We start from the raw sequence: 13,329 nt of genomic DNA, 5'->3' as shown, positions 1-13,329 counted from the left end.
GGGGGGGGCGCCGCGGGGCGCCCCCCCGGGGCGGCCCCCCCCGCCCGGGCCCCACCCCCCCCGGGGGGGCCCGCCGCCCCCCCCCCCCCCCCCCCCCCCCACTTTTCCGTGCCGCTGCGACGTATCGCGCGGTCCGATCTACCAGCGGTACCAGCGGCCTCGCTTTCCACCGCCGCCCGCAGGGCGGACGACGAATCCGAGCAGCCACACCACGAGTACGGCTATGGCTATCCACCACAGGGCCTTCAGGGCGAAACCCGCCCCGAAGAGAATGAGCGCGAGCAGAAGAACCAGAATCACGGGAACCATGGGTATCAACCTCCGAAGCATCGGATGCCCCGGCCCTCCTGCTGTATTCCTGGAAAATCGCCGACTTCATCGGGGAGGAACGGGAAAGAGATTCCGGACCCGATGGCGCCGGGCGCGCTCCGCGTGGACCTCCCATAGTGGGAAGGGCGCCGGAACCCCCGGCCGAACGACCGCACATCTCGAGGAGCCCCCGATGACCCGAGCACTCGCGCTCGTCTGCACCCTCTCCCCGTCGCCCAAGCCGTCCAGCAGTCAGCTGCTGGCGGACCAGATCATGGCCGAACTCACCGGCCTCGGAGTGAAGGGGGAGACGGTGCGGGTCGCCGACCACGACGTACGGCCCGGGGTCGCCCAGGACATGGGCGACGGGGACGAGTGGCCCCGGCTGCGCGAGAAGGTGATGGCGGCGGACATCCTGCTCCTGGCCACCCCGATCTGGCTCGGGCACCCGGCGAGCCACTGCCAGCGCGTACTGGAACGGCTGAACGCGGACATTTCCGAAACGGACGACGAGGGGCGGCAGCTGCCCTACGGCAAGGTGGGCATGGTGGCCGTCGTCGGCAACGAGGACGGCGCCCACAAGGTGAGCGCCGACCTCTTCCAGGGACTCAACGACCTGGGCTTCACCCTCGCACCCGGCGCGGTCAGCTACTGGGTCGGCGAGGCCATGCACGGCACCGACTACCGGGACCTGGAGGAGACGCCCGACGCGGTCAGGTCCACCACCCGCCAGATGGCCCTCAACGCCGCACACCTCGCCCGGGTCCTGGCCGACTCGCCCTACCCCCCGCGCTGACCCCCTCCCTGCCCGGGGGCGCGCCACCGCCCCCGCGTCAGGTGGCACATCTGTTACGGCTTTTGCCGCACACGTGTGTGGAACGCATGGCTCCGGGTAGTCGCAGCTTCGCGTATGCGTAAGCAGCCGCTGTCCGACGGAAGGAATGATCGCCATGCCGACATCCGTATCTGCCCAGGTACCGGGGACCACGACAGGTGCGCCGGCCGAACTCCCGGAGATCGCCGACCCGCTGAAGGTCGCGCCCAAGGACGCCCGGGCACTCAGCAAGCTGTTCTTCGACCGCTTGCAGACCCTCGAAGAGGGCACGCCGGAATACCAGTACGCCCGGAACACGCTCATCGAGATGAACCTCACCCTGGTGCACTTCGCCGCCGCGCGGTACCGCAATCGCGGCAACGGCCAGATGGAGGACATCATTCAGGTGGGCACCATCGGCCTCATCAAGGCCATCGATCGTTTCGAACTCAGCCGGGAAGTCGAATTCACCTCGTTCGCCATTCCCTACATCGTCGGCGAGATCAAGCGCTTCTTCCGGGACACCACCTGGTCCGTCCATGTGCCCCGGCGCCTCCAGGAGCTCCGGGTCACCCTCGCCAAGGCCAAGGAGGAACTGGCCACCTCGCTCGGCCGGGAGGCCACCGTCGCCGAACTCGCCGAACGCCTGGGCATCAGTGAGGAGGACGTCATCGAAGGGCTGGTCGCCTCGAACGGCTACACCGCGCACTCGCTGGACGTGCCCCTCGACGGGGCGGAGTCCGACAGCCCCAGCGGAGTGAGCCGCACCCACGCGGACATCACCGGCGAATGCGACCCGGGGATCGAACTGGTCGAGAACCTGCACGCCCTCGCGCCCCTGCTGGAGACACTCGACGAACGGGAACGCGCCATCGTCCAGATGCGCTTCGGCCAGGAGATGACGCAGTCCCAGATAGGTGAACGTCTCGGGCTCTCCCAGATGCACGTCTCACGGCTGATCGCCCGCATACTGGGCAAACTCCGGGAAGGCATCCTCACCGAGGACTGAGACCGGACCGGTCCACCGGGGCATCGTCACCGAACGCGCGAGGTACGCGTGGACGTCTCGTCCTCGTCCTCCTCGTCGTCGTCCTCACCCGGCACATGGACATCGGTGACGTTGATGTTGATCTCGACCACTTCGAGACCGGTCATCGTCTGCACGGCGTCCGTGACGTTGGCGCGGAGGCCGCGCGCGGTCTCCACGATGGGGGCGCCGTACTCCACGACGATGTCGACGTCGACGGCGGTCTGCTTCTCGCCGACCTCCACCTTGACGCCCCGCCCCGGGTCACTGGAGCGGGAGACCTTGTCCTTGACGGCTCCGAGCGCTCGCGAAGGGCCGCTGCCGACTTTGTGGACACCGTCCGTCTCCCGTACCGCGATACCGGCGATGGTCGAGACCACGTTGTCGGCGATGGTCGTCGTCCCCCGGGTGCCGCCCGCCGCGCCGCCTTCCAGCCTGGTGCCGCCGACGTTTTCGTTGGTCGCCATGAGTTCCTCGCACGAGATGAGCTGGGGTGGGATGAAGGGGCTCCCCGGCGAAAGCCGTTCCGCCCCTCATCCCACTCTCCTCCGGCTCCCCCGCCCCCGCCATTCGGGTGATCACGGCGCCCGGGGAGGCCCGGCCGGCTCAGTCGCGCGGCAGCAGCGTGCCCAGCGGCCCGAGGTCCAGATTCAGGTCCTCGGGCCGCACCCCGTGCTGCGCGCACAGTTCCGTCATCCGCTGCTCCAGGAGCATCAGCGTCGTACCGATCTCCTCGGTCTGCTCCTCGGTGAGGTCACCCTCGTCGATGCGCCGGATCGCCTGGCGCTCCATCAGCTGGCGCAGCAGCTCCACCACGGTGAGCACCAGCGTGACGAGGTCCTGCCCCACCTTCTCGGAGTCCAGATCGACCCGTGCGTCCGTCACAGCGGCCCCCCGTCGGCCCAGGGCGCCGGCACCCGCTCGCTGACCGACGACAGCAGCGCGTGCAGCGACAGGCGTACGAGAGGCACATCGGCGATCGCGATCACCAGGTCACCGCTGATGACCACCCCGGTCGCCAGCACCCGGTCCAGCAGATCGACCAGGGGCACCCCGATCGGCCCGCTCAGCGGCTCCGGCCCGTCCCACGGCACGATGGCGCGCTCCACCTCTACACCTCGCCGACGAAGGAGTACGGGACCCAGGGCCCCGACAGCTCGACCTGCGCCCCGGTCCGGTCGCGGAGGCTCTGCGCCAGCCGCGCCAGCTCGGCCGCCCGGTCCTCGGCCACCAGATACGTGGCGTTGAGCACCTGGGTGCGCCGCTCGTCGGGCACCCGGGGGCCGTGGGAGGGCAGCCGGCGGGACGCGGTGGCGAGGCCGCTGACGTCCGCGTCCACCACCTCGGCGATCCGCAGCCCGTCCGTCCGGTGCCGTTCGCGCCGGTCCCGCAGGTTCCGCTTCCGGTCGAGATAGGCCCGGCCGGCCCCGGCCCCTGGCCCGGACCGCTGCGCGGCGGTTTCGGGCGCCTCCCGGGCCGGTGCGTCGGTCACGTAGACCTTCACACCCCACTCGGCGTGGTGCGCCGTACGCTCCAGCGCGGCGTGGAAGCGCCGCGCCTCCCCGGCCAGCGCCGCGGCGGCCCGCTCGTCGTCGTGGTAGAGCGTGGCCAGCGGGAGGGGCACCGTCGGGTGTTGGGCGGCCAGCGCGCACACGACCTCGTGATGGGCCCGTGCGTACCGTTCGAGTTCGGGTTCGTCGGCCAGCCGGGCCTGCCACGCCTCGTCGGTGAAGTCCGAGGCCCGCACGGTCTGGACGACCGCGGTGAGTCCCGGGCCGAGGCCCAGGGCGCGCAACGGGCTGTCGCCCGTGACGCCGGCCGGGCCGGTGGGACGAACCGGCTGCTCCTCGGGGCGGCACACGGCGTAGACGTACACGGCACGGGCATCCGCGGACGAGCGGGTGTCCTCGGTCATGTGCGGGGGTCTCCTCTGTTCAGTTGCGCGACTGCGACGACTGCTTCGGTCCGGACGCCCGCGATTCGTCGGGCGCCTGCGACTCGTCGGGCGCCTGCGACTCAAGGGCCTCCAGGCGGGCCCGCAGCTCCCGGTTCTCGTCCAGCAGCGCGTTGCGCGCCGCGTGCGAACTGAGCGCGGGGTCGGTTTCCCACCAGTCGATCCCGGCCTTCTTCGCCGTGTCGACGGAGGCGACGAACAGGCGCAGCCGGATGGTGAGCAGCTCGATGTCCAGCAGGTCGATCTTGATGTCGCCGGCGATGACGATGCCCTTGTCCAGGACGCGTTCGAGGATGTCGGCGAGGTTGGTCGTGTGCGGGCCGGCGGGCGCGTAGACGGTGTCCTGCCGGAAGTCGAGATCAGTCACGACGCGACCTCCGCGCGCGCCGCCCGCTGGGAGCGGGCTCCTCCTCCTCGTCCTCCTCGTCCTCCTCGTCGTCCTCTTCTTCCTCCGGTTCCTCTTCCGGTTCCTCGTCGTCCTCCCACTCGTCCTCGTAGTCCTCGTCCTGGTCCTCGCCTTCGCCCTCGTCCTCGTCCTCGGGCTGTTCCCCGTCCTCGTCCTCGTCCTGGTCCTCGTAGTCTTCGTCGTCGGGCTGTTCCTCGTCGTCGCCCCCGGAGTCCTCCTCCTCGGCCATGGCGTCCTCGTGGGAGACGACGACCTCGCCGTCGCGGATCTCGCCGCGCCAGCCGTCGGGCTCCTCGTCGGTGAGGGTGACGTACCGCTGGAAGTGCTTGAAGTCCAGTCGGATGCGGCGCCCCTGGGCCCGCCAGAGGTTGCCCGTCTTCTCGAAGAAGCCGGACGGGTAGTACTCGACCACCAGCACGATGCGGGTCAGGTTCGGCGTCAGCTCGTGAAAGCTGACCGCGCCGCGCGTCGTGCCCTTGGAGCCCTCCGAGGTCCAGACGATGCGTTCGTCGGGGATCTGTTCCTGAACGGTCGCCTTGAAGCTGCGCGAGGACGGGCCGATCTTGACCTTCCAGTCGCTCGTGGCCTCGTCCTCCGTCGAGACGTCCTGGACGCCCTTCGCGAAGCTGCTGAAGCGGTCGTACTGGGTCCAGTAGTCGTACGCCGTACGCAGGGGCACGCCGACGTCGAGGACCTCCACGATGTTCATCGACTTGCCGCCGCCGCTCGACTTGCTCTTCCCCTTGCCGCCGCCGAACGCCTCCTTGGCCTTGTCCGTGACGTTGTCCTTCACGCCCTTGGCCTTCTCCGAGACGAACGACTTCAGCGGCGACTCGCCCTGGAGGACCCGGGAGGCCACGGCGGGCAGCGAGCCGCCGTTCTCCGCGGAGTCGGTGAGCTGCTGCGCGACATCCGTCAGCTTGCCGCTCGCCTTTCCGGCAAGGTCCTCCATCTTCGCGCTGAGGAAGCCCGACAGCTCCTCGCGGAGCCGGTCGAGACCCGATTCCCCCGCCCCGGACTCGTCCTTTTCTGTCCTGCCCATGACTCGCTACCTCCGACGGTCGGTGCGCTTGGAAGCGGTCCGCTTGGACGACGACTTGGACGACGACGTCTTCTTCGCCGCGCTCTTCTTCGCCGGGGCGGTCTTCTTGGCCGCGGACTTCTTGGCCGCGGACTTCTTCGAGGGGGCCGACTTCTTCGGCGCCGCCTTCGCGGCCCCGGCCGCCTTCTTCGCGGGTGCGGCCTTCTTCGCGGCGGGCTTCTTCGCCGCGCTCTTCTTGGCGGGAGCCGCCTTCTTGGCCGGGGCCGCCTTCTTCGTGGCCTGCTTCTTCGCTGCCTGCTTCTTCGCGGGGGCCTTCTTGGCGGCTGCCTTCTTCGGCGGTGCCTTCTTGGCCGGCGGTTCGGGGGCCTCGTCCTCGCCCTCGTCCTGGTCCTCGCCCTCGTCCTCGGAATCGTCTTCCTCGTCCTCGGAATCCTCGCCCTCGGAATCCTCGTCCTCGTCCCAGGGCTCGTCCTCCTCCGGTTCCTCTTCGTCCTCCGGTTCCTCTTCGTACGGCTCGTCGTCGTACTCGTCCTCGTCCTCGTACGGCTCGTCGTCGTACTCGTCCCGGTCCTCGTCCCGGTCCTCGTCCCGGTCCTCGTCCTCCTCGCGCCGGCCCTCGGTGAGCCGGGCGGTGCGGTCGCCGATCGCGTCGGCCAGTGAGGACATGCTGCGGTTCGCCGCCGCCGTCACGGCCTTGCGGCCCGCGTCCATGACCTCGCCCCGCAGCTGTTCCTGGAGTTCGGCGACCTGGGGGACACCGCCGAGTCGGCGCACGCCCTCGGCGGCGAGCTGGCGGGGTTCGAGCCCGAACCTCCGGCCCGCCAGATACGTCGCGACGGTCAGGGCCATCCGGCCCTTCTTGGTCCGGCCCAGCACGTAGCCGCCGACCACCGCGGCCGCGAGCGCTACCTTTGCCTCGTCATCCATGAGCACGTCACCTTCGATCGCTTGGCACGCGGCCCGCCCGAACGGCGTGCAGCCGGTCGAGCAGCCGCTCCTCTTCCCGTTCGAATTCCTCGATCGTGATGTCTCCGGCCTCCAACTCGTGATTGAGTACGGCCAGTTGCGCACGCAGCACGCCGGGATCACGCAGTTCCCGCTCGGCGGCGTCGTCCAGCTTCTCCGCCACCCACACCACGCCCCGCACGGGCGCGAGGGGCAGGGTCAGCAGACCGGTGATGAGGCCCACCTCAGCCACCGCCCGCGGGGACCGGCCGGGTCTCGGCGGAGACGAAGCTGTAGCACGGCAGCGGCCCGGCGAGGCGGAGCTCCACATGGCCGCGATGGTCGGCCGCGAACCGGCGCGCCCGGGCCAGGAACGCGTCGCCGGCCTCGCGCTCCACCAGGAACGACACATTGAGCGCGCACCCCTGGACCTCCGGGCCCGCCGCCACCGCCCGGGCCCTCGGCGTCAGCTCCCGCAGCACCCGCCGCCCGGCTTCGGCGGCCCGGCGCGCGAGGGAGGCCGCCACCGCCTCGCCCAGCCGCAGACTGGTCTCGTAGCCCGGGCGCCGGCGCGCGGCCTCCCGCAGCTTGCGTACGGTGGCGTCCTCGGCGACCACCTCGGCGAGCGCGTCCTCGGCGGCGAGGGCCTTCACATTGATCTCGTGGCAGCCGGCGAGCCGCTCCAGGGCCGCCACATGGCCGTCCTCACCGGCGGCCAGCTGCCGCTCCACGGCGTCCTGGCCGGGGGCCACCATGCCGAACCGCATGGGCAGTACGGGCCCCTCGTCCATCAGCCGCAGCAGCAGATCCTGGTGGGCGAGCAGATCGCGGCGGCGCGCCCGGAGGTCCGGGGGAGCATCGCTGACGACCGCGGCGAGCCGGCCCCGCCGGACGGTCCGCAGACGGGCCGGCGGGCCGCCCACACCGCCCAGCCCGTCCGGGAGCGGGGTCTCCGCCCGGGTGATCGCGTACACGTACACACCGTCGGCCGTCACGGCTCACGCCTCCACACGTCGGCGCCGGCTCTCGCTGCCGCGTGCCGGGGCGCGCCGCTTCCTCGGCCGCTCCTCCGGCTCCTCGTCGTCGCCGCCGACCGCCTTGCGCACGGTGTCGCCCACGGACTCGGCGGCCCTGCGCACCTTCCGCTTGCCGATGGACTTGACCGCGCCGCCGCCGATCAGCTCGGGCACCGTGGTGCTGCCCGAATCGCGTTCGAGGTCCAGCCGGTTGCACGCCTCGGCGAACCGCAGATAGGTGTCGACGCTCGCGACGACGATGCGCGCGTCTATCTTCAGGATCTCGATGCCGACCAGGGAGACCCTGATGAAGACATCGATCACCATGCCCCGGTCGAGGATCAGCTCCAGGACGTCGTACAGGGTGCCGGCCCGCGGCGGGCAGGCGACGACTTCGTCGGAGTAGGTGGTCGCGGTCATGGAATGTCCTTCCGGCAGGGGAGTGGACGCCGCTCACTCGTCGGCGGCGCCCCGGCGGTACCGGCGGACCCTGCGGTACTCCAGGAGCTCGCCGGACCGGTCGAGCTGCACCTCGTAGGAGGCGAGGAGGCTCGTGGTGTCCGGAATCCGGGGCAGTTCGAGGACGTCCACGACAACGCACCAGCCGTCGTCGGTGCGCCGCACGGCGGACACACCCTCCGCGTGGTGGTCGATGAGACCCTCCAGGCTCTGCATGGCAGCGCGCGCCGCGTGTTCGGGACCCCGTGCGGACGGGGCGCGTCGCGTGGACGCCGTCTTCGTGGTTCCGCTCTGGGAACGCCGCTGATCTGCCATGGGACCCAGTCTGCTCACTCCCGCCGCGCCCGCATCTTGGGCGCCCGCATCGCGGGGTGTGCCCCGCGCCAGCGCCGCGCACGGAGCGTAGACAGTGTCTGCGGTCACCTGGTAGACAGTGTCTATGGATCAAGCGAATCAAGCGAATTCCGTGCGGGAACGCCTGGTCGACGCAGGTGTCGAACTCGTCAGGACCGAGGGCTCCGCCTCCCTCGGCCTCCGTGAGATCGCCCGCCGCGCCGGGGTCTCGCACGGGGCCCCGCGCCGCTATTTCCCGACCCACCACACCCTGCTCTCCGCGATCGCCCGGCGCGGCTTCACCGAGCTCGCGGCCCGGCTCGCGGCGGCGGCCGAAGGGGCCGTAACACCGCGCGAACAGCTGCGCGGCCTCGCCGACGCCTTCCTGGGCTACGCGGGGGAGCACGGCGGCATGTTCGAGCTGATGTTCCGCCACGACCTGCTCGACAGCGACGCCCATGCGAGTGACGCGGGCGCGCCGGACCGGCCGCGCCTGCGCGATTCGACGCTCCCGTTGTTCGCGCACCTCGTCGAACTCGTCACCCTGGACCGCGCCGGCCGCACGGACAGCGGCACCGGACCCTCGTGCGACTCGGCCCCGCCGCCGGCCCTGACCGCGGCCGCCCTGTGGACCAATCTGCACGGCATCGCGGTGCTCCGGGCGAGCGGCAGTCTCCAACTGGCCCTCCCCGGCGCGAGTGAGGGACCGGACCCGCTCGTCACGGCGGTCCTCGACGCCCACCTCGGCCGGGTGGGCGCGTGACCCGCACCGCCGTACGGCCCCGCGCCGCGCTCCTCGCCTCGGTGGCCGGCGCGATGATCGTCGCCCTGGACGGCACCGTGCTGCTCGTCGCCCAGCCGGACCTGCGCGACGACCTCGGGGCGACCGTCACCGAGGTCCAGTGGACGAGCACCGCCTACCTCCTCGCCGTCGCCGCCCTCCTCGTGATCGCCGGCCGGCTCGGGGACCGCTACGGGCACCGGCGGCTGCTGTGCGTCGGGGTGCTCGGCTTCGGCGCCGCGTCGGCCGGCGTCGCGCTCGCCCAGGGCATCGGCCTCGTGATCGCCCTGCGTGCCGCACAAGGGGTCTTCGGGGCGCTCCTGCAGCCCGCGACCCTCGCCCTGCTCAGGCTCGTCTACCCCGCCGACCGGCTCGGCCGGGCCGTCGCCCTCCGCACCAGCGCGATCGGGGCGGCCGCGGCGGCCGGTCCGGTGCTCGGGGGAGTCCTCGTCACGCACTGGGGCTGGCGCGCCGTCTTCCTGATCAACATCCCGGCCGCCCTGGCGATCGCCGCGCTCACCCTCGCCGTGCGGACCCCCGAAGTGCCGCGCGCCGGCCACCAGCGGTTCGACCTCACGGCCGGCGTCCTCCTCGCCGCCGCGCTCGCCGCCCTCGTCCACACCCTGGCGGGCATCCCCGACCAGGGATGGACCGGCCACCGGACGGGGCTCGGGCTGCTGCTGAGCATGCTCCTCGGGGCGGGGCTCGTCGGATACGAACGCCGCAGCGCCCAGCCGGTCGTGCCGTCGGCCGTCACGCGTTCCGTGCCGGTGACGGCCTCGATGGCGCTGCTCCTCACCACCTCCGGCGGCCTGTTCGGCGCGCTGTTCGTCGTCACGTTCTTCCTGCAGCAGGGGCTCGGCCTCGATCCGCTCGCCACCGGGCTGCGCTGCCTGCCGCTGACCCTGCTCATGATCGCCGGGGCGCCCGCGGCCTCGGCCGCGCTCGGCCGGTTCGGGCCGCGCCGCACCGCGATCACCGGCCAGCTGTGCGTCGTCGTGGCCGTGCTGGGCCTCTCCCGCCCCGGCCCCTCGTGGGAGACCGGCCTCGTCCTCGCGGTGCTGGGCGCGGGCTTCACCGCCGTCATGGTCACCGCCACCGGGACCGTCGTCGGGGACGCCCCGCCCGGGTACGCCGGGGTGGCCGGCGGCCTCAAGCAGACCGCCATGAACGTGGGCACCGCCCTCGGGATCGCCGTCGCCGCCGGACTGATGCCGCGCACCCCGCCGGCCGTCGCCGGACCGGGGCACCGGCTCCTTCCCGTAGCGGAGTTCGCGCCGGGCCAGGCGCTGCCCGCGGTGGCGGTGCTCGCCGCGCTCGGGCTGATCCCGGCGTCGCTGCTGCCCCGCGGGGCTCTCGCTCGAACGCCCGCTCGCCTCGTGGGCCCCGGCGACCGCCAGTAGGCTGCCGAAGGATCACGACCCGTGGACGAGGAGCACACCGATGGACCTCAGCCTGAGGACGATCAGCCGGGACGAGCACCTTGCGTACGTGGACGGTCTGCCGTCCGCGAGCCACATGCAGGTCCCGTCCTGGGGTGAGGTGAAGCCCGACTGGCGGGCCGAGAGCCTCGGCTGGTTCGACGGCGCGGGCCGGATCGCCGGCACCGCCCTCGTCCTGTACCGGCCGCTGCCGAAGATCGGGCGCCACCTCGCCTACCTCCCCGAGGGCCCCGTCATCGACTGGTACGACGACGACCTCGACCGGTGGCTGGACCCGCTCCTGGAGCACCTCAAGGGGCGGGGCGCGTTCACCGTGAAGATGGGCCCGCCCGTCGTCGCCCGCCGCTGGGACGCGGCCACCGTCAAGGAGGCCATCGCCGACCCCGGGGCCCACCGCCTCGGCGAGGTCGCACCCACCGAAGAGGACCCCCGCGCCCTGGCGCTGACGGCCCGTCTGCGGGCGGCGGGCTGGCAGCGGTCCGGTGGCGGCAGCGAGGACGGATTCGCCGCCGGACAGCCCCGTTACGTCTTCCAGCTCCCCCTCGCCGGCCGCTCGCCCGACGACATCCTGGCCGGGTTCAACCAGCTGTGGCGGCGCAACGTCAAGAAGGCGGAGAAGGCCGGCGTCAAGGTCGTCCAGGGCGACTACGCCGACCTGGACACCTTCTACACCCTCTACACCGAGACCGCCGAGCGCGACCGGTTCATCCCCCGCCCCCTCGCGTACTTCCAGCGCATGTGGAAGGCGCTCACCGCCGAGCACCCCGACCGGATGCGGCTCTACCTCGCCGCGCACGACGGCGAGGTGCTGGCCGCCGCCACCATGCTCACCGTCGGCGGGCACGTCTGGTACTCGTACGGGGCGTCCACCAGCCGCAGGCGCGAGGTCCAGCCCAACAACGCGATCCAGTGGCAGATGATCCGGGACGCCCACGCCATGGGCGCCCACGTCTACGACTTCCGGGGCACCACCGACACCCTGGACGAGAGCAACCACCTGCTGGGGCTGCTCCGCTTCAAGGTGGGCACCGGCGGACAGGCCGCCGAGTACGTCGGTGAGTGGGACTACCCGCTCAACAAGGTCCTGCACAAGGCGTTCAGCCTGTACATGGCGCGGCGGTAGCCCTCACTCCTCGTCGCCCGCCTCCAGCGCCTCCAGCGGGCGCACCGCCGGGCCCTGGAGCACCGAGCCGTCGACCCCGAAGCGCGAACCGTGGCACGGGCACTCCCACGCCGTCTCCGCCTCGTTGAACGCCACCAGGCACCCCAGATGCGTGCACCGCGCGGACACCACCCGCACCGTGCCGTCCGGCTCCCGGTACACGGCGCAGCGGCGGCCCTTCACCCGGACCACCGCCCCCGTGCCCGGAGCCACCTGGCTCACCGAGTCCAGGTGGCTGACGCGCAGCCGGTCGCCGACGAAGTGCTTCGCCACCTCCGCCTGCGCGCCCAGCAGCGACCCCGCCTCGCGCACCGCGCTCCCCAGCCGCCGGGGGTCGTACAGCTCAGCCCACGGCAGCGGCGGGACACCGTCCGAGATGAGCGAGGTCAGCAGCCGGCCGGCGAGCACCCCGCCGGTCATCCCCCAGCCGCCGAACCCGGTCGCCACATAGGTGTGCCGGGCCCCGATGTGGAACGGCCCGATCAGCGGGACCGTGTCGCTGGGGTCGTTGTCCTGCGCCGCCCACCGGTACGCGGTCGGGCCGGCCGCCGGGAACCGCTCGTGCAGCCACGCGTCCAGCCGCCGGAACCGCTCGCCGGGGTCGCCGGTGCCCGGGGTGAAGCTCTCCCCGGTCACGATCAGCAGGCGCCGGCCGTCGTCGAGCGGGGTGGAGCGCACCGAGCGCTTCCCCTCGTCCTCGGTGATGTGCATGCCCTTCGGCGCCAGGTCCGCGGCGATGGGCGCGGCGACCACCAGCTCCCGCCGGGGCGAGAGCCGGGCGAACAGCATCGCGCGGTCGAAGACCGGGTAGTGCGTCGCGACGACCACGTCCCGGGCCGTCACACTCCGCCCCGACTCGGCGGTCACCCGGCACGGGGTCCCCTCGGACAGCCCGGTCACCCGGCTGCGCTCGAAGACGCGGCCGCCCCGCGCGACCAGGTCCCGGGCCAGCGCCAGCAGGTACTTGCGCGGGTGGAACTGGGCCTGGCCGTCCGCCCGGACCGCCCCGCCGATCGCGAACGGCAGTTCCGTCCCGGAGACGTACCGGACGTCCAGACCGGCGTCCGCGGCGGCGCGCGCCTCCGCCTCGACCAGTTCCCGGGACTCCTCGCCCGCCGCGTAGCTGTACGCGCTCACCCGCTCCAGGTCGCACGCGATCCCCAGCTCCTCCACGATGCCGGCCACCCGGTCCACCGCGTCCAGCTGCGAGGCCGCGAACAGCCGGGTGGCGTCCGCGCCCCGGGTCCGCCGCAGCCGGTCGTAGACCAGCGACTGGAGGGCGGACACCTTGGCCGTCGTGTAGCCGGTCACCCCGGCGGCGATGCGGTCCGCCTCCAGGACCACGACGTCGCGGCCGGCCCGGCTGAGCTCCCACGCCGTGCTCAGGCCCGCGATGCCGCCGCCGATCACGACGACGTCCGCATCGGTGTCCGACGCCAGGGGCGGGTACTCGGGCGCTTCGGTGCTGTCCATCCAGAAGGACTCGTCCAGCCCCGGAAGTGGGCGGGGGTGGTTCATCGTGTGCTCTCCAATCGTTCAGGGCCGGGGCGTCTCGCCGGTCATGACGTACACCACGGCCGGAAGGTGCTCCGCGTCATACGGCGGCCGGGGACGGGCGCAGTACGCTGCACGGCGATCC

Annotated in this window: 18 protein-coding genes; 5 read left to right on the top strand and 13 right to left on the bottom strand. The window is 72.2% G+C overall.

Annotated features, from left to right (window positions below; all coding sequences use genetic code 11):
• Positions 1-138 precede the first annotated feature (138 nt).
• A complete protein-coding gene (locus FKN01_RS05075; RefSeq protein WP_026171501.1) occupies positions 139-309 on the bottom strand; it encodes a hypothetical protein in 171 nt (56 codons plus the stop codon).
• Between the two features lie 193 nt (positions 310-502).
• Between FKN01_RS05075 and FKN01_RS05070 the strand changes: the two genes are divergently transcribed.
• Positions 503-1,105 carry a flavodoxin family protein gene (locus FKN01_RS05070; RefSeq protein ID WP_143616798.1) on the top strand — a complete coding sequence of 201 codons (603 nt, stop codon included), beginning with the start codon at positions 503-505 and terminating at the stop codon, positions 1,103-1,105.
• 145 nt (positions 1,106-1,250) lie between these two features.
• Positions 1,251-2,132 (top strand): RNA polymerase sigma factor SigF, encoded by an 882-nt coding sequence (locus FKN01_RS05065; RefSeq protein WP_143616796.1) that lies wholly within the window; start codon positions 1,251-1,253, stop codon positions 2,130-2,132.
• 26 nt (positions 2,133-2,158) lie between these two features.
• On the opposite strand, the gene FKN01_RS05060 is transcribed toward FKN01_RS05065, so the two are convergent.
• The 11 genes from FKN01_RS05060 to FKN01_RS05010 all read right to left on the bottom strand — a co-directional run bounded on the left by FKN01_RS05060 (position 2,159) and on the right by FKN01_RS05010 (position 8,287).
• Positions 2,159-2,617 carry an Asp23/Gls24 family envelope stress response protein gene (locus FKN01_RS05060; protein ID WP_143616794.1) on the bottom strand — a complete coding sequence of 153 codons (459 nt, stop codon included), beginning with the start codon at positions 2,615-2,617 and terminating at the stop codon, positions 2,159-2,161.
• Between the two features lie 139 nt (positions 2,618-2,756).
• A complete protein-coding gene (locus FKN01_RS05055) occupies positions 2,757-3,035 on the bottom strand; it encodes a gas vesicle protein K (RefSeq protein ID WP_143616792.1) in 279 nt (92 codons plus the stop codon).
• Positions 3,032-3,259 carry a gas vesicle protein gene (locus FKN01_RS05050; protein ID WP_143616790.1) on the bottom strand — a complete coding sequence of 76 codons (228 nt, stop codon included), beginning with the start codon at positions 3,257-3,259 and terminating at the stop codon, positions 3,032-3,034. The genes FKN01_RS05055 and FKN01_RS05050 overlap by 4 nt, the downstream gene beginning before the upstream one ends.
• Before the next feature lie 2 nt (positions 3,260-3,261).
• The gene (locus FKN01_RS05045; protein ID WP_143616788.1) at positions 3,262-4,065 is read right to left on the bottom strand and encodes a GvpL/GvpF family gas vesicle protein; all 804 of its coding nucleotides are present in this window, start codon (positions 4,063-4,065) and stop codon (positions 3,262-3,264) included.
• Between the two features lie 19 nt (positions 4,066-4,084).
• A complete protein-coding gene (locus FKN01_RS05040; RefSeq protein WP_143616786.1) occupies positions 4,085-4,471 on the bottom strand; it encodes a gas vesicle protein in 387 nt (128 codons plus the stop codon).
• Entirely contained in the window at positions 4,464-5,552 is a 1,089-nt protein-coding gene (locus FKN01_RS05035; protein WP_143616784.1) for an SRPBCC family protein, read from the bottom strand. Before FKN01_RS05035 ends, FKN01_RS05040 begins: the two co-directional genes overlap by 8 nt.
• Before the next feature lie 6 nt (positions 5,553-5,558).
• Positions 5,559-6,479: a histone protein gene (locus FKN01_RS05030; RefSeq protein ID WP_143616782.1), complete on the bottom strand. Its 921-nt coding sequence runs from the start codon at positions 6,477-6,479 to the stop codon at positions 5,559-5,561.
• Positions 6,480-6,486: 7 nt separating this feature from the next.
• A complete protein-coding gene (locus FKN01_RS05025) occupies positions 6,487-6,741 on the bottom strand; it encodes a gas vesicle protein GvpG (RefSeq protein WP_143616780.1) in 255 nt (84 codons plus the stop codon).
• 1 nt (position 6,742) lies between these two features.
• Complete coding sequence (locus FKN01_RS05020) at positions 6,743-7,492, bottom strand: GvpL/GvpF family gas vesicle protein (RefSeq protein ID WP_143616778.1); 750 nt, start codon at positions 7,490-7,492, stop codon at positions 6,743-6,745.
• 3 nt (positions 7,493-7,495) lie between these two features.
• Entirely contained in the window at positions 7,496-7,933 is a 438-nt protein-coding gene (locus tag FKN01_RS05015) for a gas vesicle structural protein GvpA (RefSeq protein ID WP_143616776.1), read from the bottom strand.
• 33 nt (positions 7,934-7,966) lie between these two features.
• Positions 7,967-8,287: a gas vesicle protein gene (locus FKN01_RS05010; RefSeq protein WP_143616773.1), complete on the bottom strand. Its 321-nt coding sequence runs from the start codon at positions 8,285-8,287 to the stop codon at positions 7,967-7,969.
• Positions 8,288-8,411: 124 nt separating this feature from the next.
• On the opposite strand from FKN01_RS05010, the gene FKN01_RS05005 reads away from it, so the two are divergent.
• From FKN01_RS05005 to FKN01_RS04995, 3 genes are read left to right on the top strand one after another with little or no spacing between them, the layout of a single operon-like run.
• Positions 8,412-9,068 carry a TetR/AcrR family transcriptional regulator gene (locus FKN01_RS05005; protein ID WP_143616772.1) on the top strand — a complete coding sequence of 219 codons (657 nt, stop codon included), beginning with the start codon at positions 8,412-8,414 and terminating at the stop codon, positions 9,066-9,068.
• Positions 9,065-10,489, top strand: a complete 1,425-nt coding sequence (locus FKN01_RS05000; protein WP_143616770.1) for an MFS transporter — start codon at positions 9,065-9,067, stop codon at positions 10,487-10,489. The genes FKN01_RS05005 and FKN01_RS05000 overlap by 4 nt, the downstream gene beginning before the upstream one ends.
• Before the next feature lie 40 nt (positions 10,490-10,529).
• Complete coding sequence (locus FKN01_RS04995; RefSeq protein WP_143616768.1) at positions 10,530-11,651, top strand: peptidoglycan bridge formation glycyltransferase FemA/FemB family protein; 1,122 nt, start codon at positions 10,530-10,532, stop codon at positions 11,649-11,651.
• A 3-nt stretch (positions 11,652-11,654) separates the two neighbouring features.
• Here FKN01_RS04995 and FKN01_RS04990 read toward each other — a convergent pair whose 3' ends face one another.
• Positions 11,655-13,208, bottom strand: a complete 1,554-nt coding sequence (locus FKN01_RS04990) for an FAD-dependent oxidoreductase (RefSeq protein WP_143616766.1) — start codon at positions 13,206-13,208, stop codon at positions 11,655-11,657.
• Positions 13,209-13,329: the final 121 nt, after the last annotated feature.

The organism is Streptomyces sp. 130, assembly GCF_007096885.1.
Taxonomy (GTDB): domain Bacteria; phylum Actinomycetota; class Actinomycetes; order Streptomycetales; family Streptomycetaceae; genus Streptomyces.
Note: the sequence above shows the minus strand (reverse complement) of the source record. Positions and strands in the feature narration are given on the sequence as shown.

Bases quoted from the DNA above. Each gene is read 5' to 3' on its own strand.
- FKN01_RS05075 (WP_026171501.1), bottom strand. From the start codon at position 309: ATGGTTCCCGTGATTCTGGTTCTTCTGCTCGCGCTCATTCTCTTCGGG.
- FKN01_RS05070 (WP_143616798.1), top strand. From the start codon at position 503: ATGACCCGAGCACTCGCGCTCGTCTGCACCCTCTCCCCGTCGCCCAAG.
- FKN01_RS05065 (WP_143616796.1), top strand. From the start codon at position 1,251: ATGATCGCCATGCCGACATCCGTATCTGCCCAGGTACCGGGGACCACG.
- FKN01_RS05060 (WP_143616794.1), bottom strand. From the start codon at position 2,617: ATGGCGACCAACGAAAACGTCGGCGGCACCAGGCTGGAAGGCGGCGCG.
- FKN01_RS05045 (WP_143616788.1), bottom strand. From the start codon at position 4,065: ATGACCGAGGACACCCGCTCGTCCGCGGATGCCCGTGCCGTGTACGTC.
- FKN01_RS05035 (WP_143616784.1), bottom strand. From the start codon at position 5,552: ATGGGCAGGACAGAAAAGGACGAGTCCGGGGCGGGGGAATCGGGTCTC.
- FKN01_RS05030 (WP_143616782.1), bottom strand. From the start codon at position 6,479: ATGGATGACGAGGCAAAGGTAGCGCTCGCGGCCGCGGTGGTCGGCGGC.
- FKN01_RS05015 (WP_143616776.1), bottom strand. From the start codon at position 7,933: ATGACCGCGACCACCTACTCCGACGAAGTCGTCGCCTGCCCGCCGCGG.
- FKN01_RS05010 (WP_143616773.1), bottom strand. From the start codon at position 8,287: ATGGCAGATCAGCGGCGTTCCCAGAGCGGAACCACGAAGACGGCGTCC.
- FKN01_RS05005 (WP_143616772.1), top strand. From the start codon at position 8,412: ATGGATCAAGCGAATCAAGCGAATTCCGTGCGGGAACGCCTGGTCGAC.
- FKN01_RS04995 (WP_143616768.1), top strand. From the start codon at position 10,530: ATGGACCTCAGCCTGAGGACGATCAGCCGGGACGAGCACCTTGCGTAC.
- FKN01_RS04990 (WP_143616766.1), bottom strand. From the start codon at position 13,208: ATGAACCACCCCCGCCCACTTCCGGGGCTGGACGAGTCCTTCTGGATG.